This window comes from Catenibacterium sp. CAG:290, from assembly GCF_000437715.1.
Taxonomy (GTDB): domain Bacteria; phylum Bacillota_I; class Bacilli_A; order Erysipelotrichales; family Coprobacillaceae; genus Catenibacterium; species Catenibacterium mitsuoka_A.
Genome location: NZ_FR898870.1, coordinates 1 through 21169 on the forward strand (window position 1 = coordinate 1; position 21169 = coordinate 21169).

22 protein-coding genes are annotated in these 21169 nt (G+C 34.7%); 11 read left to right on the plus strand and 11 right to left on the minus strand.

The window, feature by feature from the left end; translation table 11 throughout:
* Positions 1 to 108 precede the first annotated feature (108 nt).
* The 4 genes from QVO42_RS09770 to QVO42_RS09780 all read left to right on the plus strand — a co-directional run bounded on the left by QVO42_RS09770 (position 109) and on the right by QVO42_RS09780 (position 1717).
* The gene (locus QVO42_RS09770; protein ID WP_022425923.1) at positions 109 to 597 is read left to right on the plus strand and encodes a transposase; all 489 of its coding nucleotides are present in this window, start codon (positions 109 to 111) and stop codon (positions 595 to 597) included.
* A gap of 136 nt (positions 598 to 733) precedes the next feature.
* The gene (locus QVO42_RS09775; protein WP_288164356.1) at positions 734 to 1141 is read left to right on the plus strand and encodes a transposase; all 408 of its coding nucleotides are present in this window, start codon (positions 734 to 736) and stop codon (positions 1139 to 1141) included.
* A complete protein-coding gene (locus tag QVO42_RS10500; RefSeq protein WP_353867266.1) occupies positions 1087 to 1452 on the plus strand; it encodes an IS200/IS605 family accessory protein TnpB-related protein in 366 nt (121 codons plus the stop codon). The genes QVO42_RS09775 and QVO42_RS10500 overlap by 55 nt, the downstream gene beginning before the upstream one ends.
* On the plus strand, positions 1418 to 1717 hold the full coding sequence (locus QVO42_RS09780) for an IS200/IS605 family accessory protein TnpB-related protein (RefSeq protein WP_022425924.1): 300 nt from the start codon (positions 1418 to 1420) through the stop codon (positions 1715 to 1717). Before QVO42_RS10500 ends, QVO42_RS09780 begins: the two co-directional genes overlap by 35 nt.
* Positions 1718 to 1920: 203 nt before the next feature.
* Here QVO42_RS09780 and QVO42_RS09785 read toward each other — a convergent pair whose 3' ends face one another.
* Both QVO42_RS09785 and QVO42_RS09790 read right to left on the minus strand, forming a co-directional pair.
* A complete protein-coding gene (locus tag QVO42_RS09785; protein ID WP_022425925.1) occupies positions 1921 to 2694 on the minus strand; it encodes a Cof-type HAD-IIB family hydrolase in 774 nt (257 codons plus the stop codon).
* 52 nt (positions 2695 to 2746) lie between these two features.
* Positions 2747 to 3697: an L-lactate dehydrogenase gene (locus QVO42_RS09790; RefSeq protein WP_022425926.1), complete on the minus strand. Its 951-nt coding sequence runs from the start codon at positions 3695 to 3697 to the stop codon at positions 2747 to 2749.
* Positions 3698 to 3780: 83 nt separating this feature from the next.
* Between QVO42_RS09790 and QVO42_RS09795 the strand changes: the two genes are divergently transcribed.
* The 7 genes from QVO42_RS09795 to QVO42_RS09825 all read left to right on the plus strand — a co-directional run bounded on the left by QVO42_RS09795 (position 3781) and on the right by QVO42_RS09825 (position 9987).
* Positions 3781 to 4983: a class I SAM-dependent rRNA methyltransferase gene (locus QVO42_RS09795; protein WP_022425927.1), complete on the plus strand. Its 1203-nt coding sequence runs from the start codon at positions 3781 to 3783 to the stop codon at positions 4981 to 4983.
* A gap of 137 nt (positions 4984 to 5120) precedes the next feature.
* On the plus strand, positions 5121 to 5771 hold the full coding sequence (locus QVO42_RS09800; RefSeq protein ID WP_022425928.1) for a helix-turn-helix domain-containing protein: 651 nt from the start codon (positions 5121 to 5123) through the stop codon (positions 5769 to 5771).
* Positions 5772 to 5977: 206 nt separating this feature from the next.
* Positions 5978 to 7192: an ATP-binding protein gene (locus QVO42_RS09805; RefSeq protein ID WP_022425929.1), complete on the plus strand. Its 1215-nt coding sequence runs from the start codon at positions 5978 to 5980 to the stop codon at positions 7190 to 7192.
* A 68-nt stretch (positions 7193 to 7260) separates the two neighbouring features.
* On the plus strand, positions 7261 to 7515 hold the full coding sequence (locus QVO42_RS09810; protein ID WP_022425930.1) for a hypothetical protein: 255 nt from the start codon (positions 7261 to 7263) through the stop codon (positions 7513 to 7515).
* A 24-nt stretch (positions 7516 to 7539) separates the two neighbouring features.
* The gene (locus QVO42_RS09815; RefSeq protein ID WP_022425931.1) at positions 7540 to 8376 is read left to right on the plus strand and encodes a hypothetical protein; all 837 of its coding nucleotides are present in this window, start codon (positions 7540 to 7542) and stop codon (positions 8374 to 8376) included.
* Positions 8377 to 8592: 216 nt separating this feature from the next.
* A complete protein-coding gene (locus tag QVO42_RS09820) occupies positions 8593 to 8781 on the plus strand; it encodes a DUF5301 domain-containing protein (RefSeq protein ID WP_022425932.1) in 189 nt (62 codons plus the stop codon).
* Between the two features lie 96 nt (positions 8782 to 8877).
* A complete protein-coding gene (locus QVO42_RS09825; protein WP_022425933.1) occupies positions 8878 to 9987 on the plus strand; it encodes a 5-methyltetrahydropteroyltriglutamate--homocysteine S-methyltransferase in 1110 nt (369 codons plus the stop codon).
* A gap of 58 nt (positions 9988 to 10045) precedes the next feature.
* On the opposite strand, the gene QVO42_RS09830 is transcribed toward QVO42_RS09825, so the two are convergent.
* The 9 genes from QVO42_RS09830 to uvrB all read right to left on the minus strand — a co-directional run bounded on the left by QVO42_RS09830 (position 10046) and on the right by uvrB (position 21168).
* Entirely contained in the window at positions 10046 to 10285 is a 240-nt protein-coding gene (locus QVO42_RS09830) for a hypothetical protein (RefSeq protein ID WP_006505362.1), read from the minus strand.
* Positions 10282 to 10989: an EFR1 family ferrodoxin gene (locus QVO42_RS09835; RefSeq protein ID WP_022425934.1), complete on the minus strand. Its 708-nt coding sequence runs from the start codon at positions 10987 to 10989 to the stop codon at positions 10282 to 10284. Before QVO42_RS09835 ends, QVO42_RS09830 begins: the two co-directional genes overlap by 4 nt.
* Before the next feature lie 39 nt (positions 10990 to 11028).
* Entirely contained in the window at positions 11029 to 11829 is an 801-nt protein-coding gene (locus QVO42_RS09840; protein WP_022425935.1) for an SDR family NAD(P)-dependent oxidoreductase, read from the minus strand.
* Positions 11830 to 11913: 84 nt separating this feature from the next.
* Complete coding sequence (locus QVO42_RS09845; protein WP_353867267.1) at positions 11914 to 12885, minus strand: GTP pyrophosphokinase; 972 nt, start codon at positions 12883 to 12885, stop codon at positions 11914 to 11916.
* A 416-nt stretch (positions 12886 to 13301) separates the two neighbouring features.
* A complete protein-coding gene (gene lgt, locus QVO42_RS09850; protein ID WP_022425937.1) occupies positions 13302 to 14096 on the minus strand; it encodes a prolipoprotein diacylglyceryl transferase in 795 nt (264 codons plus the stop codon).
* Positions 14097 to 14099: 3 nt separating this feature from the next.
* Positions 14100 to 15035 carry an HPr(Ser) kinase/phosphatase gene (gene hprK / locus QVO42_RS09855; protein WP_022425938.1) on the minus strand — a complete coding sequence of 312 codons (936 nt, stop codon included), beginning with the start codon at positions 15033 to 15035 and terminating at the stop codon, positions 14100 to 14102.
* A gap of 11 nt (positions 15036 to 15046) precedes the next feature.
* On the minus strand, positions 15047 to 17869 hold the full coding sequence (gene uvrA / locus QVO42_RS09860; protein ID WP_022425939.1) for an excinuclease ABC subunit UvrA: 2823 nt from the start codon (positions 17867 to 17869) through the stop codon (positions 15047 to 15049).
* Positions 17844 to 19208 (minus strand): CCA tRNA nucleotidyltransferase, encoded by a 1365-nt coding sequence (locus QVO42_RS09865; RefSeq protein ID WP_022425940.1) that lies wholly within the window; start codon positions 19206 to 19208, stop codon positions 17844 to 17846. The genes uvrA and QVO42_RS09865 overlap by 26 nt, the downstream gene beginning before the upstream one ends.
* The gene (gene uvrB, locus QVO42_RS09870) at positions 19198 to 21168 is read right to left on the minus strand and encodes an excinuclease ABC subunit UvrB (RefSeq protein ID WP_022425941.1); all 1971 of its coding nucleotides are present in this window, start codon (positions 21166 to 21168) and stop codon (positions 19198 to 19200) included. The genes QVO42_RS09865 and uvrB overlap by 11 nt, the downstream gene beginning before the upstream one ends.
* Between the last annotated feature and the right edge of the window lies 1 nt (position 21169).

The following is a 21169-nucleotide window of genomic DNA, read 5'->3' on the forward strand; positions in this document are numbered from 1 at the left end:
GGGGGATGAATGCCGTTAATGCATCTGATAGAGAAATTTGGAGTAAGAAATAGTATAATACATATAGGAAACTTCTTTTCCTAAATCTACAGAAAGGAGGCTAAATATATGTATCTTACAGTCAAGCAGCAGGTAAAGCATCTGTCCAAGGAAGACTATCATTCCATCAAGGAATTATGTCATATTGCAAAGAATCTTACTAATCAGGCAATCTATAACATCAGACAGCATTACTTTGCAGAAGGCAAGTATCTCAATTATGAGAAGAACTATGCACTTCTGAAGTCGTCTGATAACTATAGAACGCTTAATTCCAATATGGCACAGCAGATACTGAAGGAAGTAGATGGTTCATTTAAATCATTCTTCGGTCTTCTTAAAAAGGCAAAGCAGGGAAAGCATGCACTTAAGGACTGCAGACTTCCACGCTATCTTCCAAAGGATGGATATACTACACTCATTATTGGAGATATAAGACTTAAGGGGAATAAACTAAAACTTCCATATTCGAATAGCTACAGAAAGACACATAAGGCTGTAGAGATTGTTATTCCACCTATACTGCTTGATAAGAAAGTGAAGGAAATACGTATCTAGTGATGGATATACTACGCTCGTCATTGGATTTGTAAGACTTAAAGGGAATAAGCTCATACTTCCATATTCAAACAGCTTCAGAAAGACACATAAGGCTGTTGAGATTACTATTCCACCTATACTGCTTGATAAGAAAGTGAAGGAAATACGTATCATACCAAAGGCAGATGCCAGGTTCTTTGAAATTCAGTACATCTATGAAGCTGAATGCATTCAAAGGAATCTCAATACAACAAATGCACTGGCATTAGATCTTGGTATCAATAATCTTGTCACTGCAGTATCAAGTAAAGGTGAAACATTCATCATCGATGGAAGAAGACTGAAGTCCATTAATCAGTGGTTCAATAAGAAAAATGCAAGATTACAGTCCATCAAGGATAAGCAGCATTTTGGAAAGAAGACAACCAACAGACAGAAGGCATTAGCACGCAGGCGCAACAATAGAATAACCAGTGGTTCAATAAGAAAAATGCAAAATTACAGTCCATCAAGGATAAGCAGGACTATGGCAGGAAGCCGACCAACAGACAGAAGGCATTAGCACGCAGGCGCAACAATAGAATAAATGACTACATGAACAAGACTGCACGCAGGGTGATTGATTACTGTATCGATAATGATATCGGAACTCTTGTTGTGGGCTATAATGAAACATTTCAGAAGTATTCCAACATAGGCAGAAGAAACAATCAGACTTTCGTCAATATTCCATATGGGAAGCTGAAAGATAAGCTTGAATATCTCTGTGAGCTGAATGGTATCATCCTTGTAATGCAGGAGGAATCCTATACATCAAAAGCAAGCTTCTGGGATAAGGATGTCATACCAGGGAACTCTTGTTGTAGGCTATAATGAAACATTTCAGAAGGATTCCAACATAGGTAAGAGAAACAATCAGACTTTCGTCAATATTCCATATGGAAAGCTGAGAGACAAGCTTGAATATCTCTGTGAACTGAATGGCATCACACTTGTAATGCAGGAGGAGTCCTATACATCAAAAGCAAGCTTCTGGGATAAGGATGTAATACCAGTCTATAAGAGTGATGATACTGAAGAATACCATTTCAGTGGAAAGAGAATACATCGTGGACAGTATAGAACAGCGAGTGGATAAGTTCTGAATGCAGATGTAAATGGTGCGTTAAATATCATGCGTAAAAGTAGAGTTGTGGATGTAAACATAGGCGAAGTGGACACGCAATAAGAATAAGGATTGCCTAGCAATAGGTGGAGACTTAAATATCAAACTTCTTAAACGGATGCGTAAGCATCCTAGAAGCCTTGACTTCAAATACGGAGTATTAAGTCAAGGTAAGTTCACATCAAATTATGATCTAAACAGTAGTGATACACACCATCATCTGCTACAGATAAACATATATCATCCGCAATAGCCTTCACATTATCTGTTGCATTGCCCATTGCGACTCCTGTACCCACTGCTTCCAACATTTCAATATCATTCGTACCATCTCCAAACGCAATGGCTTCACTAGGACTTAAATGATAATACTCTAATACCTTATGTATACCATTACCCTTTCCACCACCTGCTGGAATAATATCTACCGCCCTATTCCACCAAGCTGTAATTTGTGCACCTTCTACATTCTTCATTAATGCATCATATTCATTCTCATATCCACCACACATAATTTGATAAATATCTTCATTCACAAAACTATCAAAGTCTTCTGCTACATTCACCTTCTGTTTAGAGAATGCATAATAATCATCTAAGTCTTGATCTGTGCCATTGGCTTTACTATCATCTTTACTTGCAAGAGAGACAGATCTATTAATAGAAGAAGCATTATCTATAATTCTTAATACATCTTTATGTGGGATAGGATGACTATACAAAACATGTCCTTCCTTATCAAAACAATAAGACCCATTAAAAGAAAGTATGGCATCAAAAGTCACTCCTTCAAAAGTAGGTACACTTAAAGGATGTCTTCCTGTCGCAATACATACCTTTATGTTATTATCCTGTAATCTTTGTAATGTTTCTATAGTAATATCAGAAACACTGCGTGTTTCCATATTGCTTAAAGTTCCATCAATATCAAAAAATGCAATCTTAATCATACCAATCCCTCCATGGATCCATTCTAACATAAAAAGAGAGGTTTACCCTCTCTTAGTCTAACTGTTGACAGAAATCTTTCAGAACTTTATATGATTCTTCTAGTGCTTTCTGCTCATCTTCTTTCATATTGATTTCTACGATTTCCTTAGCACCTGTTTTATCAATAATAGTAGGAACACTTAGGAAGATATCATTCATACCATACTTCCCATCTAAATGTACAGATACTGGATAAATTCTATTTTCATTGAAGAGAATAGATTTCACGATAGCTGTAGTTGCTGCCGCAATACCATAACATGTATTTCCTTTACGGTTAAAGATCTGCCATCCATCTTCAATAACAGCATGTCTTAATGTTTCCTTAGTGGCATCCTTAGTACGTTCTGCATTATCCTTTAATACATCTTCTACACTCTTACCACCAATAGTTGCACTAGACCATGTCACCATTTCTGAATCCCCATGTTCACCACATACATATGCTGATACACTCTTTGCATCTAAATGATACATATCAGCTAAACGACAAGATAATCTTGCACTATCAAGAGTTGTACCACTACCAATTACCTGGTTCTTTGGTAAACCTGATTCCTTCCATGTAATATAACTCATAATATCTACTGGGTTAGATACAATAATAAAGATACCATTGAATCCTGAAGCCATTGTAGAACCCACAATAGACTTAATAATCTTAATACTTGGTGCTAACATCTGTAAACGGTCATGAGAATCTTTAGGCATTGGTGCTGATGCTGTAATGATGACTACATCTGCATCCTTACAATCAGAATAATCCCCTGCTTTTACTTTAATATTTCTATTCATGAAGTAAACTGACTGCTGCATATCTAATGCTTCACCATATGCTTTTTCTTTATTAATATCTATTAATACAATCTCTTCACAAAGTCCCTGGTTAATAATTGAATAGGCAGTTGTAGCACCTACATTACCTAAACCAACAATAACTACTTTAGAATCCTTAAAACTCATATTAGTTTTTCCTCCTTGAATTGTTAATATTGTAGCACAACTGTCTGATCAAATGTATAATAATTACCAAGAGAGGTTCGAATATGAAAACAAAAGTACTATTAAAAAAGGGTGAAGGCCGTACTATTAATGCAGGCGGTTTATGGATTTATGACAATGAAATAAAAGAGATACATGGACATTTCAAGAATGGGGATATTGTGGATGTATATGCCCATAATGAGTATCCGTTAGGAAGAGGTTATATTAATCAGAATTCTAAGATTAGAATTCGTTTAATGACTAGAAATATTAATCAGGAGATTGATTCTGATTTCTTACGTATGAGATTACAGAATGCCTGGGATTATCGTAAAAAGACAGTGGATACTTCTAGTTGTCGTCTTGTGTTTGGAGATGCTGATTTCTTACCAGGTTTAGTCATTGATAAGTTTGAAGATGTATTAGTTGTACAGTCTCTTGCATTAGGTATTGATGCATTTAAGGAAGAGATTGTAGAACTTATGAAGGATATTCTACTACAAGATGGCATTACTATTAGAGGTGTATATGAACGTAGTGATGCCAAGGAACGTACTAAGGAAGGTATGGAAAGAGTTAAAGGATTTATTGGTGAACCTTTTGATCCTCATATTGATATTGTAGAGAATGGTGTTAAGTATCATATAGATGTTGCAGAAGGACAGAAGACAGGTTTCTTCCTTGATCAGAAATATAATAGACTTGCAATACAGAAATTATGTAAGGATGCAAAGGTATTAGACTGTTTTACTTATATTGGTACTTTTGCACTCAATGCTGGTATTGCAGGAGCTCAGAGTGTTTTAGGTGTGGATGCATCTCAGTTTGCGGTAGATCTTGCAAATGAGAATGCTAAGTTTAACGGTTTAGAGAATACTGTTAAGTTTGAGTGTCATGATGTATTTGATTTCTTGCCAGAATTAGAGGCTCAGGGAGAGTTATTTGATATGGTTATATTAGATCCCCCTGCTTTCACAAAGTCTCGTGCATCTATTAAGAATGCGATTAAAGGCTATCGTGAAATTAATATGAGAGGTATGAAATTAGTAAAAGACGGTGGATATCTGGCTACATGTTCATGTTCTCATTTTATGGACTATGATACATTTACTAAAACTATTGGACAGGCTGCAAAGCTTGTACATAAGAGATTAAGACAGGTAGAATTTAGAACACAGGCTGCAGATCATCCTATTTTGTGGAATGGTGATGAGAATAGCTATTACTTGAAATTCTATATCTTCCAGGTGGTTGATGAGAAGTAATGAATAGAAAAAGGCAGTAATGCTTGATTTAGCAGATGTAAAAGGATTTTGACACGCACAAGAAATGATGTCAAAGCTATTTGATAGACAATAATGGGTGTTTTTCCTACAATAAAAGTGCAAGGAGGGACAGTAGTATGGAATATGATATTGGAAGTAAAATCAAGACAGCACGAATTGAAAAAAAGCTGACACAAGAACAGGTTGCTGAATTGTTGGGTGTGAGTCGCCAGACAATCTCAAATTGGGAAAACCAAAAATCCTATCCAGATATCATCAGCGTCATTAAAATGAGCGAATGCTACGATGTCTCTCTTGACTACCTATTGAAGGGAGAAGAAAAAATGAAAAACTATTATGATTATCTTGAAGAAAGTACAAATGTTGTGAAAAGCAATACCAACAGAAGCAAGATTGTTACGATTCTCTCCTATCTTTTGATTTGGGCATATGCAATGATAGTGTTCTGGTTTTTCACAAGTGGAAGTGATGCTATGGGTTACAGCTTGATGTTCCTTTGGTTTATTCTTCCTGTAACTACATTTATTGTATCCGTTGTGATTGGTAAAAATAACTTTTGGGGAAAAGGAAAATGGGCATTCACTCTTTTCTTTGGCGTAATGTATATGCTCGCTGAATATGGCACATTCAAAATAGCAAACAACATTGCTGTTAACAAACTGAATTCCCCTGAATTGGAAATGATTGTAGCTGGATCAATAATCTCTGCAATTGGTATGTTGGTAGGTTCACTATGGAATAAGAAATGCCACAATCAAAAAAAATAAGTAACTAAAAGAATTCCAGTTAGTTGATGAAAAGTAAGAAAGGATGATGACTCGATACAAGTCATCATCCTTTTCAGTTATATCTTATATTTTTGGTTATTTTCTGCATTTTATCAGTTATAACTGACAAAACTAAGATTTATGTATGAAATTTCACTTATATATGTGATATAACATAAATAGTTATAAGGAAGGGGCTGAGATGAATGATTAAACGTGAACTCTATATGAAACGCATCCGTCCGTTCATTGGATTGGACCTTATTAAGGTAATAACCGGAATTCATCGTTGTGGGAAATCTGTTATGTTAGAGTTGATTAAACAGGAACTTATAGAATCAGGTGTTAATCCAACACAGTTTATCTCCATCAACTTTGAAGACTTAAGCTATTCTCATTTACAGACAGCACAGTCTCTTCATGACGAAATTACTTGCCGTGCCAAGGAAATCGGTGGTAAAGTTTATCTTTTTTTCGATGAAATTCAAGAAGTGAAAGATTGGGAGAAGTGTATTAATTCTTTTCGTGTTTCATTGGACTGTGACATCTATATCACTGGATCAAACGCAAAACTATTATCTGGTGAACTTGCCACTTATTTAGGCGGAAGATATGTAGAGTTTGTCATCTACCCATTTTCTTTTGGAGAATTCATCGAATTATATCGTCCAATTTACCCTAATAATTCAATCCAACAATGTTTTCAAAAGTATCTCATTACCGGAGGTATGCCCTATCTTGCGAATATTCAATATGCAGATGAACCATCTAAACAATATCTTCACGACTTATTTAACTCTGTACAGCTTAAAGATATTGTGAAACGCAATAAAATACGTGATGTAGATTTACTAGAACGTATTATTGCATATGTGATTGCGAATGTAGGTACAACCTTCTCTGCAAATTCTCTTGCGAAGTTTCTCAAAAGTGAACAACGTACTGTTGCGCCAGAAACAATCCTAAACTATATCAAATATTGTTGCGATGCTTATCTGTTCTATCAAGTGAAACGAGTTGATCTACAAGGCAAACAGATACTTTCTACAAATGAAAAGTATTATATTGCAGATCATGGCATCCGTGAAGCTGTTTTTGGAGGCAATATGCGAGATATCAATCTCATTTTAGAAAATATTGTCTATCTTGAATTACTGCGTCGAGGATATAAAGTCACTGTCGGTAAAACAGGAGAAAAAGAAATTGATTTTGTATGTGACAAACGTGGTGATAAATTGTATGTTCAGGTGACATATCTCTTAGCATCAGAAGATACAATCAAACGTGAATTTGGTGCATATGATACTATCCGTGACAATTTCCCTAAGTATGTCGTTTCTCTTGATGAATTTGATATGAGCCGAAATGGTATTAAACATCAAAACATTCGTGATTTCCTTTTGGCTGAACAATGGACATAATAAGAGCGAATCAATCGCTCTTTTTTACTACTTGAGAATAAGTTATACTTGAAATAGAGGTGATATCCATGATCAATGATAAAGAGAAGAAAATGATTCAAAGATATTGTATTTATCCAAAGATTGCAGTCATTGCACTCATCTTTTCATTTATACAATGTGCATTAATCGTACCACTAGAGATGATTGATGATTTAGTATTTCACAATAAAGGTTTCGAGCCTACAGGAATGTTTACTGCATTAGGATTTGTCGTTGTATATGTTGTGATATTCTGTTTTTGTGCACTTGCGCCTAAGTTTGGAATGAGAGGAAAGAAATAGCAATCTCTCATAAATAGATTAAATGTGAAACAATCAGAAACAGATTATTCTAAAGAGGTATCTGCAGCTTTAGCGTCACAATCTGTTGGACGATTATTAAAAGAAAGTGATCATGATACTGTGAAGAATATAGGAAATGCAATGCAGGTAGCTGGTGCAATCAGCACTGTTTCTACATCTATAGATATGTTATCTGAGGCAGGAAGTAATGCGGAAAATATGGCACATGCCTATAGAGTTCCTATTCCTCATATTAAGAAACAATTGGTTGCCTTTGCGGTTATTCCAATACTTATTGTAGTAGGAGCTTATATTCCTCAATATATCAAAGGAAAACAAGCAACAGATCAAAGAATTGCAGCTTCCGCAAAACAAGTAGAAATAGTAAAGAAGGCATTAGAACCTGTTTGTGTAAGTGTACATGCTGACGATCCCAATAAATCACGTGATAGATCAAGTTATAGTGTTATGAGATATTTAAGAGATTTGGATACTACTGATTGTTATGTACATATTCAATTGAATGATAGTGGAACAATCACAAATATCTCATATGTAAAAGGTATAGATATTAACAAGAGCTTAGAAGAGAACTTGCAACAGGCAGAAAGAGATTTTACTACACTACAAAAACCTTTTGAGAATTTGAATGTATCAGTATCTAATCCTGAGATATTATCTTATCAGGCAATCCCCCAACAGTTTAAAGATGAATTCCTAAGTGGGACATTCTATAAAAGCTTCCGTTTCTATAATCAGGATGCACCTATCAGTTTATCTTGTTCATTTGATACAGAAACAAAAGATAAGTTTGATGAGTACTCAAGACCTAAGATTTATTTCTTCTTAGGATCAAAATAGGCACCTTATGAGTATTAAATTAAAAAGGACATAAGATATCAGAAGAAAGAGGATGTCTACAAAGACTTAATAGTATCATGAAAAAAGATTGGTTTGGTCGTTATTATAATCATGTTAGGTATGTATATCTTTCATTCCACAAAAAGACCTTAGATCTGCCTGATGCATCTAAGGTAGAATTTGGACATGTACATGGTAATGCAATAACTACTGGCTATGAATGATAATCCTAATGGTGTTGATTATATCCAGATGAAGATAGATACAAAAACATATTATGTCTATGAAAGAAATAGAAAAACTTATATAGAAGAACCTTATAATGGAATATGGAAGATTCCTTCTGACTTATATAAGAATATTAAAAACAATAAAAATCAGTTGATTGTAGAGTACGAAGATTAATATAGTTTTAAACTATATATAACTGTATATTATATGTATTTCTCAATGGTCAAGGTAGTTGTTATAATACAATCACTAACCAAGGAGGAATAAGAAATGGGAAATGTACCTTTTAGATATGATTTTGTAGGAAGCTTTTTAAGACCACAGGCTCTTAAGGATGCTAAGGAAGCATTGGATAACGGACAGTTATCTCAGGAAGATTATGATCATATTGTAGATGAAGAAGTTGTAAAAGTAGTTAAGAAACAGAAGGAATTAGGATACCATGTGATTACTGATGGAGAATTCAGAAGAACATTCTGGCATTTAGATTTCATGTGGGGATTAGAGGGTGTTGAACATAAGAATACCGGTAATGGTGTGAGATTTAATACAGAACTTGCAGTATTGGATGATACTTATCTTGTAGGTAAGATTAAGGCAAAAGCACATCCTTTTGTGGAATACTTTAAATTCTTAAAACAGTTCGAAGATGAAAACACAGTGGCTAAGTATACTATTCCAGCCCCTGCACAGACATTCCAGCAGATGATTGTACCTGCTAACTTTGAAACTACAAGAAAGTTCTATGCTACAAATGAAGAACTCATTCATGATATTGGTGTAGCTTATCAGGACGTCATTAAACAGTTCTATGATGCAGGATGTCGCAATCTACAGTTAGATGACTGTACTTGGGGTGCGATTGTAGGAGATGCCGCAAAACAGAGATATGAATCTTTAGGAATCGATTTAGAAGAAGTAAAGGCTGAATTACTTGCAGTCAATAATCTTGCATTAGAAAATAAACCAGAAGATATGGTGATTACATCACATATCTGCCGTGGTAATTACCATTCTACATTCTTTGCGAAAGGTCCTTATAATTCTGTCGCTGATTATGTATTTGCGAAAGAAAATGTGGATGCTTTATATCTAGAATATGATGATGAAAGATCTGGAGGATTTGCACCTCTCGCAAAAGTATCAGAAGATAAAAAGGTTGTATTAGGGTTGATTACAACTAAGACACCTGAATTAGAAGATAAAGAAACAGTGATTAAGAGAATTCATGAAGCAGCTAAGTTTATTCCACTCGATAGACTTTGTTTAAGTCCACAATGTGGATTCGCTTCTTGTGCAATTGGTAATAAGTTAACTGAAGAACAGCAGTGGGCTAAATTAAAATTAGTCAAAGAAATTGCCGAAGAGGTATGGGGATAAGAACTTCGAAAGAAGTTCTTTTTTAATATATAAAAAGAAGTAAGATCACTCTTACTTCTTACATCATTGAACAGCCACCTCTGTTGCCGCCACGTTTATCATCTACTTCATAGTGGGCATTGAATTCTCTGTTGATTTCATCTAATTCTTTTAAGCCATCAATATAGGCATCATACATAGAAATGATTCCCTGTGAACAGCCATCACATAAACCATCTACTATACCTAATGCATCATTCACAATTTGTTCTCTCTGTTCTCTTGTTGTATTCTTGATTAAAATATCTTCTTTGATCATAGTAACCCCCTGTATTGTCCTTTATCCTTATTTTTAAATCTAATTGCATTCACAGGACAATGATGTAAACATCTTAAACACATCATACACTGTTCTTTCTTGAATGTCACATGCTCTTTGATTTCTATCGCCTGTTCAGGGCATTCTTTCGCACATAAGCCACAATGAATACAAGATTCATCAACAGTGAGGTTATCTGTTTTTCTTACCTGTTTATATTGAAACGAACAGGCCTTATTAATAAAAACTGGGACTGTTCCTTTCAAGTAGTCACCTATTCTTCTTTCCTTGATCCGTGTAATGATTTCTTCTATTTGAGGGTCTATTTGAGATTCTATCTTTTCATTTTTAGATGCATCATACATAGGAATATATGTATCCACCATTTTCACACCATACATGGCATAAAAACCTGTCCCCTTTTTCTGCATGATCTTGTTGGCCTCTTTCCCAATATTACCTGGTTTACCACCATAAGTGACGACTAGATATAAATAAGATTTGGAAGAGACAGACAATCTTTCTAAGAAATCCTTCACAATATCAGGTAACCCAAAGAAATAAACAGGTGTGACTATACCAATCATTTCATCCTGTTTAATACCTTGAGCTGATTCAATAGATTGCATTGTATCCTGTAAGGACTTTGAAAGTACTTCTGCCACATAGTGACTATTTCCTGTTCCACTAAAATAATAAATCATTGTATTTCTCCTTTAAAAAAGGAAACGCATTGCGTTTCCTTATGGTCTCATTCCTAATCCACCTTCAAGAGTGATTGTTTCACCAGTCATATATTTGAAGTCTGGAGAAGTTAATTGTACAACAACACGTCCGATTTCTTTTTCATTGTCACCAAAATGTCCCATAGGTGGTGTATGAACATTTGCCTTGAATGCTTCTGGATAAGCTTTTTCAAACTTTTCAAGCTGTGCAGTCCAAGCAAGTGGGCATACAACGTTTACGTTGATACCATCTGCAGCCCATTCAGTTGCAGCAACACGTGTTAAACCACGGATACCTTCTTTTGCAGCTGCATAAGAGCACTGACCTTTGTTTCCGAATAATCCAGCACCAGATGCGAAGTTGATGACTGAACCTTTAGTTTCTTTTAAATATGGATAACATGCTTTCATATAATAGAATGCTGCATATAATCCTGAATACATAGCTAAATCAAACTGTTCTGTAGTATGTTCTGCAAGAGATACACCAGATGCACTTGCCTGTGCATTATTGACTAATGCATCAATATGACCAAATTTTTCAATTGCCTTTTCAACAACTGCTTTTACTACTGCTTCATTATCAGCACCTGCATTCACATCAGCCTGTACTGGAAGAACTTCTACATTATAAAGTCTTTCAATTTCTTCTTTTGCATCTTCTAGTTTCTTTAGATTACGTCCAGTGATGACAATATTTGCCCCTTCTTTCGCAAATGCTGTTACGATACCATAACCAATTGAACCACATGTTCCATCTTCAAGTACTGCACGTCCACCACCAGTTACAATGACAGTCTTACCTTCTAAAAATCCCATATTATTTACCTTCTTTCTTTTAATTTAAAAGCGTTAATGTAATTATACATGAATTAATCATAAATGTGTAAAATATGATACATCTTAATTAATTCCTTTATCTACTTCATTCTTGCTTGGAATGCTGAACATTTCATTACTGATGATATTTTCAGGATCATCCACACCCTGATTCAACAACATAATAAGTGATACCCAGACAAAGATATCATAAGGGTTAAAATACTTATTCTTTTCTAGGAAACGGAGCTTTGACTGCGCAAAGTTTACGATGTTATCTCTATTTTCTATAATAAATTCATCGAGTTCGTGAACATACATATAGCCTAGATTATGGAATCTTTTTACAACTCTTAATTCAGATATAATATACGGTTCTTCCTTAACTGAGATATTAAACTGTTCACAGATGATCTGTGTTAATTCACTCATAATAGGAGAATCATGATAATAAGTCATGAGAGAGTTATAGTTCAAGTCTGTCTTTAATACCTTCTCTATATGATCAATACCCCTATTGTATTCTTCTATATCATCTCTTATATTCACAAATTCTTCATCTAGAATTTCTAGAGTCGCACTCAGTCTTGTAAGTCTTCTACGAATATCCTTAGGTATTTCATATTGTGACTTATACCCTAGACCATGTTCTACTTCAGCCCAAGAATGCTGGAGAATAGTTCTAATCTGTATTTCAAAGACAATATGACGATAATCTGAGTATTCAATCATATTCAGTCTTGCTTCATTATATTTCACTAATAAATGAAGAGAGTTATAACCGAAATCAATACGGTCATCATAGTTCTTCTTTCTCTTATCATTGTATTCCACAATATCAAAGTTCTGTTTAATTAATTTATATATGACATCAATATCTGATTCAAACAATGTAATAATACGACAAGCAACGATATCTGTAATATCATTAACATCCTTGTACTTATGCTTTAAACAGATCTTACGTCTTAATGCATCTTCTGTTTTAATACGTATCGCAAAATTAGAAATCTTTATATTATTCTTTGTAATGATATTATCAATAATATCTGTAATATCATGTTTTAATGAACGGTAGAGATTCTAGTTATCATAATATTGCTGGATGATATGATTTTCAATTCTTTTATCCATCTTTTACACCTCTTTACTATCATATATATGATACATTAACTTAATGTGAAGAAAAAGCGAAAGATTAATTCTTTCGCTTTTGCTGGTTAGTTTTACACATCTTTTCAGTTGAATTTACTTTTACATCTTCATCAGTTAATTTTTTCTACCTGCATATAATCGTATGTGATGTCTATTCCTATTTTTTGTGCAAATGCACATTTTTGTGTAATACACTGATATAGGCATGAAAGATGCTACACTCACACCCCCCTATTAAATCAAAAAAAACGCCAGAACTGGATATCAAAATCCCATTCCGACGTTATTGATTACAATTATCTTATTAACTTTTCACTTTAGGACTTTCGCTTTTGATAGTTTCTTAAGTAATATATGCCAGCCACACCCACAATAATAAACACTATAGATGTGAGTTGGGCCATACGGATAGGACCTAACATAAGTGAGTCTGTACGTAATCCTTCCACAAATACTCTCACAATACCATAACCGACAAAGTAAGAGAAAAACTGTTCACCTGTACATTGTGCTTTCTTCTTAACTACAAGAACAATCACAAGAAAAACAATCAAGTTCCCTACTGATTCATAAAGGAATGTAGGATGATGATAAGCCCCCTCAATATACATATTATTGATGATAAATTGAGGAAGATGTAATAGTTTTAAGAAATTTAAAGAAACAGCTGAACCAAATGCTTCATGGTTAAAGAAGTTTCCCCAACGACCACATGCCTGCGCAATGAGTACACCTGGCATAATTGCATCACCTGCTACAAAGAACGGAATATCCTTCTTTTTAAAGAAGTAATAGCTATAGATGAGTGCAGCTATGATTCCACCTTGTATCGCAAGTCCACCATGCCATATCGCAATAATTTCTTCAGGATGAGACATATAGAGTTCTTTCCACATGAAGATGACATACCAGATACGAGCACCAATGATCCCTGTCATGAGTACTCCAAAGAAGTAATCTGATAAAATTTCAGAACTATAGCCTAATTTCTTAAAATTATACTGACCTAACAGATAGGCAATAAATGCACCAATAATGATACATACTGCATACATATGAATTTGCAGACCACCGATTTTAAGAAATATATTATATTCTGGAAAGAATTGCATAACTTACACCTGCTTATTTTTAATGTTTTCAAGGATTCTATTCACAAATTCTTTGCTTGAATCAAATCCAGAATCCTTAAGCTGCATATTCATGACAGCTGCTTCAATAATAACTGACATAGAACGTCCACCAGTTACTGGTACAACGATCTTAGGAATAGGAACTGAAAGAATATCTTCTGTAACATCATCTTCTTCTACTCCAATACGTCTATATTCACGAGATGGTAACCATCTTTCTAACTGAATAATAAGGTCTACCTTTTCTTTTGGAAGAACACTCGCAGCCCCAAACATCTTAGAAGCATCAATAACACCAATACCACGGATTTCTAATAGATTCTTTAAAACTGTTGGTGCTTTCCCAATAATAGACTGCCCAATATGATAGAGTTCTACTGCATCATCCGCAATCAACTGATGTCCTCTCTTAATAAGTTCAAGTGCGATTTCGGATTTACCAATACCACTATCACCTTTGATAATAACACCTTTACCATAAATATTTAAGAATACACCATGAATCTGTGTTTCAGGTGCTAATAATTCATCTAATTTACCCATTAAGTTAATAGAAACTCTTCCTGTTGCCATCTCTGTTTCAAAGATTGGGAAGTTTCTCTTACAGGCAATATTTCTAAGTATTTCTGGTGTTTCATAACCCTTTGCGATAATGATACAAGGTGTTTCATCATTCACTAACTTAGAAAAACAAGCCAACTGACTTTCCTTAGTCATTTCCTTAATAAATATATTTTCTTTATCACCTAATAGAATAATTCTTCTAAAATCACTATGTTTAAAGAAGCCGGCAAGTTCAAAACCAGGACGATTTATTTCTGCGACAAATACTTCTCTTTCTAAAGATTCTTCATCTCCAGATACACGTTTATAGGCCGGATTATTCATCAAGTCTTTTAGTTTTACGGACTTTCGCATAAAATACCTCCTTACAATAGGTTCTTAAGAAAGCGTCCTGTATGGCTCTTTTCACACTTTGCAACCTTTTCAGGGGTGCCTTCTACGACTATTGTACCACCATTGTCGCCGCCTTCCAATCCTAAATCAATGATGTGATCTGCGACCTTAATGACATCTAGATTGTGTTCAATGACTAATACTGTATCACCATTATCCACAATCTTCTGTAATACAGCAATTAATCTATTTACATCATCACTGTGTAATCCTGTAGTAGGTTCATCAAGAATATATAATGTTTTTCCTGTTGAACGCTTCTGTAATTCTGATGCAAGTTTTACTCTTTGGGCTTCACCACCAGAAAGTGTCGTTGCACTTTGTCCTAGCTTAATATAGCCAAGTCCTACATCATATAATGCTTGTAGTTTAGTATGAATACGAGGAAGATTTTCAAAGAAAGAAAGTGATTCTTCTACAGTCATTTCTAATACATCATAAATATTCTTATCCTTATAAGTGACCTGTAATGTTTCCTCATTATAACGATGTCCATGACATTCTTCACAAGGTACATAAACATCTGGTAAGAAGTTCATAGAGATACGTTTAACACCATCTCCCTGACATGCTTCACAACGTCCACCCTTCACATTAAATGAGAAACGTCCCTTATCATATCCACGTATTTTAGCTTCTGGAGTCTTCGCAAATAAATCACGAATATCATCAAAGACACCTGTATAGGTAACTGGATTAGAACGTGGTGTTCGACCAATTGGTTCCTGTGATACTTCAATTACCTTATCAATATTCTCTATACCACGTATTTCTTTATGTTTACCTGGTAGTTCTCTTGAACGATAAATCTTTGCACGTAATGCTTTACATAAAATATCATTCACTAAAGTAGATTTACCTGAACCAGACACACCTGTAACCGCAATAAACTTACCTAACGGGAACTTCACATTAATATTCTTTAAGTTATGTTCCTTAGCCCCACGTACTTCTAAATAAAGACCATTGCCTTTATGTCTTGTTTTAGGAACCTCAATCTTCTTTCTACCAGATAAATAATCACCAGTAATAGAATTTTCATTGGCAGCGACTTCTTCAGGTGTACCATAGGCAACTACCTGTCCACCATGAATACCAGCACCAGGTCCAATATCAATAATATAATCAGATTCACGCATTGTATCTTCATCATGTTCTACAACAAGAACACTATTTCCTAAATCACGCATTTCCTGTAATGTATGAATAAGTTTCTCATTGTCTCTTTGATGAAGACCAATAGACGGTTCATCTAATACATATAAAACACCTGTTAAACGTGAACCAATCTGAGTAGCTAGACGAATACGCTGTGCTTCACCACCAGATAATCCTCCAGCACGTCTAGAAAGTGTTAAATATCCAAGTCCTACTTCATTTAAGAATGTCAAACGATCATGAATTTCTTTTAAGATCAAATGGGCAATCTTTTCTTCCATTTCTGATAACTTTAAGTTTTCTACAAACTCCAAAGCTTTCTCAATAGAAAGGTTCGTAAATTCAATGATATTCAAACCACCCACCTGTACACTTAAGACCATTTCATTCAGTCTTGCACCGTGGCATGTAGGACAGGTATGTTCAGCCATAAATGAGGCATACCATTCTTTAGACCATTTAGAAGATGTTTCTTCATAGCGTCTTTGTATAAGTGTAACAACACCTTCAATATAGTTTGTTGTACGAGAAACATTACCAGAAGAAGAAACAATTGTATAAGTAATAGGATCATGTGAACCAGTAAAAATAATATCTCTTTCTTCTTCATCAAAGTCCTTTAAAGGTTTATCTAAGTCAATATGATAATATTCACATAGTTTTAAGAATCTCTGCCATTCAATACGATCAGTACCAACTGCTGTCTTAAAATAACGAATACCACCTTCATTAATACTTAAGTTCCAATCTGGTACTAATAAATCCAAATCAACTTCTTCCTTAATACCTAAACCTTTACAATCAGGACAAGCACCTAATGGGTTATTAAAAGAGAACAAACGTGGTTCTAGCTTAGGAACAGAGAAACCACAAATAGGACAAGCATAATTAGAAGAGAAAAGCTTTTCTGTACCCTGAGTTAAATTCTCTACAATAGCTTCACCATCTGTAAGTTTTAAAGCTGTTTCTAAAGATTCTATAAGACGTGTACGATAGCCTTCTTTTTTCTTAATACGATCGACAATAACATCGATAGTATGTTTTTTATTTTTTTCTAGAGTAATGTCTTCATCAAGAGTATACATGTTTCCGTCTACCTTAACTCTGACATACCCTTCTTTTCTTAATTTATCAAAGAGATCTTTATGTGTTCCCTTTTGGTTCATTGCCATACGTGCAAGTATCTGAAGTTTATCTCCATCATCATATGTATCCACAATATCACCCATCTGTTTTAATGTCTGGGCTTCTATCTTAATACCATGATGAGGACAATAAGCATGTCCTACACGTGCATATAATAAACGTAGATAATCATAAATCTCAGTCACTGTACCAACAGTAGAACGGGGATTATTAGATGTTGTTTTCTGATCAATCGCAATAGCAGGTGATAAACCTTCTATTGAATCTACATCAGGTTTTTCCATTCCGCCTAAGAACTGTCTTGCATATGAGTTTAATGATTCTACATAACGTCTCTGACCTTCTGCATAGATTGTATCAAACGCAAGAGATGTTTTACCACTTCCTGATAAACCAGTCATAATGACTAATTGATTCTTAGGAATATCTATATTCACATTCTTGAGGTTATTAACACGTGCACCTCTAACCGCAATGACATCCTGTTTCATTCTTCAACCTCCTTATAATCACTTCTTTATTTAAACCTTGTAATTGGTAATCATAGGCAAGAGAAAGGATTTTAGAATAATCCTGATGATTCTCAAAACCTTCATTAATTAAATCTTTACCTGTCACAATAGCTGCAGGTGCATGATCCCCACAAATAGAGATCATTTCCTCTATATATTCATTTAACTCATTAATAGAAGCACTTGTGACCATACCTCTACCTAACTTATCACATCTTGCAAGATAAAGAAGATCTTTTAAAGGAGCCTTCTTATCAATCGCTTTTAAGAAGCGTAAGAATTTGATCTTTCTTGCATGATTACGAGAAAATGTAGGTAACACCATATGATATTGAATCATAGTATAAATATATTTCTTCTGTTTATGAGAAAGAATAAGATCTACCTTCTCATTAAAGAGCGCTGCACCTTCTTCTGCATGACCATAAGCATGTCCTTCTGGTGTTGTTACTAGTGGTTTACCTATATCATGTAATAAAGCACTCCACATAAACCATAACGGTTCACTTGTATGATGCTTACATAAAGCTGCTAAGTCAGTCACCAACATTGTATGATTCCATACACTACCTTCTGGATGATAGTCAGTTCTTTGATGTGTTGTGACTAAATCTTCTAAATAGAATGGTAAACCATGAATATCTCTTAAGAAATTAAATCCCTGTGAAGGATATAATCCCATCAATATCTTACAATATTCTGTATAAATACGTTCGATACTTAAAGTCTCTAATCCACCTTCTTCTACAATAGATTGACAAAGATTCTTTGTGTCTTCATCCATCTTAAAGCCATAGCGTGACATAAAAGACGCACCTCTTAATACACGTAGTGGATCTTCTGAGAAATGATCTTTATTTGTAGCACGTAAAATACCATTCTTTAAATCTTCCTGTCCTGAATAGAAATCAATCACTGTCTCTGTTTCTACATCATATAACATACTATTAATAGTGAAATCTCTTCTAGCACAGGCTTTTTCTAAAGGAAGATCTGGGTCCACAATAATATTAAAATCCTGATGCTTCAGTCCTGTCTTCTCTTCTATTCTAGGTAAGGCAAATTCATAACCTTCTAATGTAGAAAGATGTACAACCGCAAAGGATGCACCCATCACCTGTACTGTCCCAAAGGGAGATAATACTTCCTTTAAAGCCTCAAAAGAGAGGTGATGTACTTCTACATCAATATCTTTAGATCTTCTTTTTAATAGAAAATCTCGTACACACCCTCCTACTAAATAGACATGTCCTCCTGCCTGTTTAATTGCCTCAAAGACATCTAATGCGAGAGGTGTGAGATTAAACTTACTTTCCATCTTTAATCTCCTCTATCATATCGCGTAATTCCATAGCACGTTCAAAGTCAAGCACCTTAGCTGCTTCCTTCATCTGTCTTTCTAATTCCTCAAGAAGAACCTTCTTATCCTTCTTAGGTGCCTTACGGCCTTTCTTGACAAGCTTCTGTGCTTCATCAATGACTTCCTGACCATGGATTGCTTCTCTAATTTCTTTCTTGATAGTTGTAGGTGTAATACCATGGGCTTTATTATAAGCTTCCTGTATTTCTCTACGACGACTTGTTTCATCAATGGCACGCTGCATTGAATCAGTAATACGATCTGCATACATGATTACATGACCATCCGCATTTCTTGCAGCACGCCCAATTGTCTGAATCAATGAACGTTCACTTCTTAAGAACCCTTCCTTATCTGCATCTAAAATACATACAAGAGAGACTTCTGGAAGGTCTAAACCTTCTCTTAATAAGTTGATACCAATCAAAACATCATATTTACCTAAACGTAAATCTCTTAATATTTCTGTACGTTCTAATGTCTTTGTTTCTGAATGAAGATAAGCGACCTTTAAACCAAATTCCTTAAGGTAATCAGTTAAATCTTCAGCCATTCTCTTAGTGAGAGTCGTAATAAGTACACGTTCATTTCTTTCTATACGTAATTGTATTTCACTAATGATATCATCAATCTGATCTTCAATAGGACGTACTTCAATAATAGGATCTAATAATCCTGTTGGACGAATAATCTGTTCTACATATTCACCATGTACACCTTCTAATTCATAATCACCCGGTGTGGCAGATACAAATATTGCCTGGGGAATAAGCTTTTCAAACTCTTCAAAACGAAGTGGTCTGTTATCTAGAGCACTTGGTAAACGGAAACCATATTCGACCAATGTTTCTTTACGGCTTCTATCTCCATTAAACATACCTCTGATCTGTGGAAGCATAACATGAGATTCATCAACAATAAGTAAGAAATCATCAGGGAAATAATCTATTAAACAATAAGGTCTTTCTCCTGGTTTTCTACCATCAATATGACGTGAATAGTTTTCAATACCTGGACAGATACCTACTTCTCTCAACATTTCAATATCATGTCTTGTACGGTTATCTATTCTTTCATATTCAAGAGGTTTAGCGGCATCTTGATAATATTGTAGACGTTCTTTTAATTCTTCTTCTATCGTATCACAGGCATGAAGCATCTTTTCACGACTTGTAATATATTCTTCGGCTGGATAAATTGTATAAGTATTATAAGATGCTTGAACATGACCAGTCAGAGGATCTACTTCTGTAATACGATCTACTTCATCACCAAATAATTCAATACGTATAATATAAGATTCAGTATGACCTGGTACTATTTCAATCACATCACCACGTACTCTAAAAGTACCTTTGACCTGGTCCATATCATTTCTAGTATATTGTCTATCTACCAAGAATGTAAGTAATTCACGTCGATCTATTTCTTGTCCTACACGTAAAGAGAAGATCATTTCTTGATAACTTTGTGGATTACCTAACCCATAAATAGCTGCCACAGAGGCCACGACAATTGTGTCTTTTCTTTCTAATAAAGAATTCATAGCAGCAGCTCTTAACATCTCTATTTCTTCATTTGTCTGTGATTCTTTATCAATATATGTATCACTCTTAGGTATATAGGCTTCTGGCTGGTAGAAATCGAAGTTTGAAATAAAGTATTCTACACGGTTTTCTGGAAAGAATTCCTTTAATTCACTATAAAGCTGTCCTGCAAGAGTTTTATTATGTGATAGTACAAGAGTGGGTTTATTCACCTGTGCAATGACATTCGCAAAGGTAAATGTCTTACCAGTTCCTGTACCACCTAATAATACCTGTGTCTTTTTACCTTGATGAATACCTTCTACTAATTCTTTAATAGCCTCGGGCTGGTCACCCATTGGTTTAAATTTTGATACAAGCTTGTAAGACATA

Excerpts from the sequence above, each read along its gene's own strand:
- QVO42_RS09865 (WP_022425940.1), bottom strand. The coding sequence starts at position 19,208 with ATGGAAAGTAAGTTTAATCTCACACCTCTCGCATTAGATGTCTTTGAG.
- lgt (WP_022425937.1), bottom strand. The coding sequence starts at position 14,096 with ATGCAATTCTTTCCAGAATATAATATATTTCTTAAAATCGGTGGTCTG.
- QVO42_RS09785 (WP_022425925.1), bottom strand. The coding sequence starts at position 2,694 with ATGATTAAGATTGCATTTTTTGATATTGATGGAACTTTAAGCAATATG.
- QVO42_RS09800 (WP_022425928.1), top strand. The coding sequence starts at position 5,121 with ATGGAATATGATATTGGAAGTAAAATCAAGACAGCACGAATTGAAAAA.
- QVO42_RS09810 (WP_022425930.1), top strand. The coding sequence starts at position 7,261 with ATGATCAATGATAAAGAGAAGAAAATGATTCAAAGATATTGTATTTAT.
- uvrA (WP_022425939.1), bottom strand. The coding sequence starts at position 17,869 with ATGAAACAGGATGTCATTGCGGTTAGAGGTGCACGTGTTAATAACCTC.
- QVO42_RS09830 (WP_006505362.1), bottom strand. The coding sequence starts at position 10,285 with ATGATCAAAGAAGATATTTTAATCAAGAATACAACAAGAGAACAGAGA.
- QVO42_RS09820 (WP_022425932.1), top strand. The coding sequence starts at position 8,593 with ATGAATGATAATCCTAATGGTGTTGATTATATCCAGATGAAGATAGAT.
- QVO42_RS09770 (WP_022425923.1), top strand. The coding sequence starts at position 109 with ATGTATCTTACAGTCAAGCAGCAGGTAAAGCATCTGTCCAAGGAAGAC.
- QVO42_RS09835 (WP_022425934.1), bottom strand. The coding sequence starts at position 10,989 with ATGATTTATTATTTTAGTGGAACAGGAAATAGTCACTATGTGGCAGAA.
- QVO42_RS09790 (WP_022425926.1), bottom strand. The coding sequence starts at position 3,697 with ATGAGTTTTAAGGATTCTAAAGTAGTTATTGTTGGTTTAGGTAATGTA.
- QVO42_RS09840 (WP_022425935.1), bottom strand. The coding sequence starts at position 11,829 with ATGGGATTTTTAGAAGGTAAGACTGTCATTGTAACTGGTGGTGGACGT.
- QVO42_RS09825 (WP_022425933.1), top strand. The coding sequence starts at position 8,878 with ATGGGAAATGTACCTTTTAGATATGATTTTGTAGGAAGCTTTTTAAGA.
- hprK (WP_022425938.1), bottom strand. The coding sequence starts at position 15,035 with ATGCGAAAGTCCGTAAAACTAAAAGACTTGATGAATAATCCGGCCTAT.
- uvrB (WP_022425941.1), bottom strand. The coding sequence starts at position 21,168 with ATGTCTTACAAGCTTGTATCAAAATTTAAACCAATGGGTGACCAGCCC.
- QVO42_RS09805 (WP_022425929.1), top strand. The coding sequence starts at position 5,978 with ATGATTAAACGTGAACTCTATATGAAACGCATCCGTCCGTTCATTGGA.
- QVO42_RS09795 (WP_022425927.1), top strand. The coding sequence starts at position 3,781 with ATGAAAACAAAAGTACTATTAAAAAAGGGTGAAGGCCGTACTATTAAT.
- QVO42_RS09780 (WP_022425924.1), top strand. The coding sequence starts at position 1,418 with ATGTCATACCAGGGAACTCTTGTTGTAGGCTATAATGAAACATTTCAG.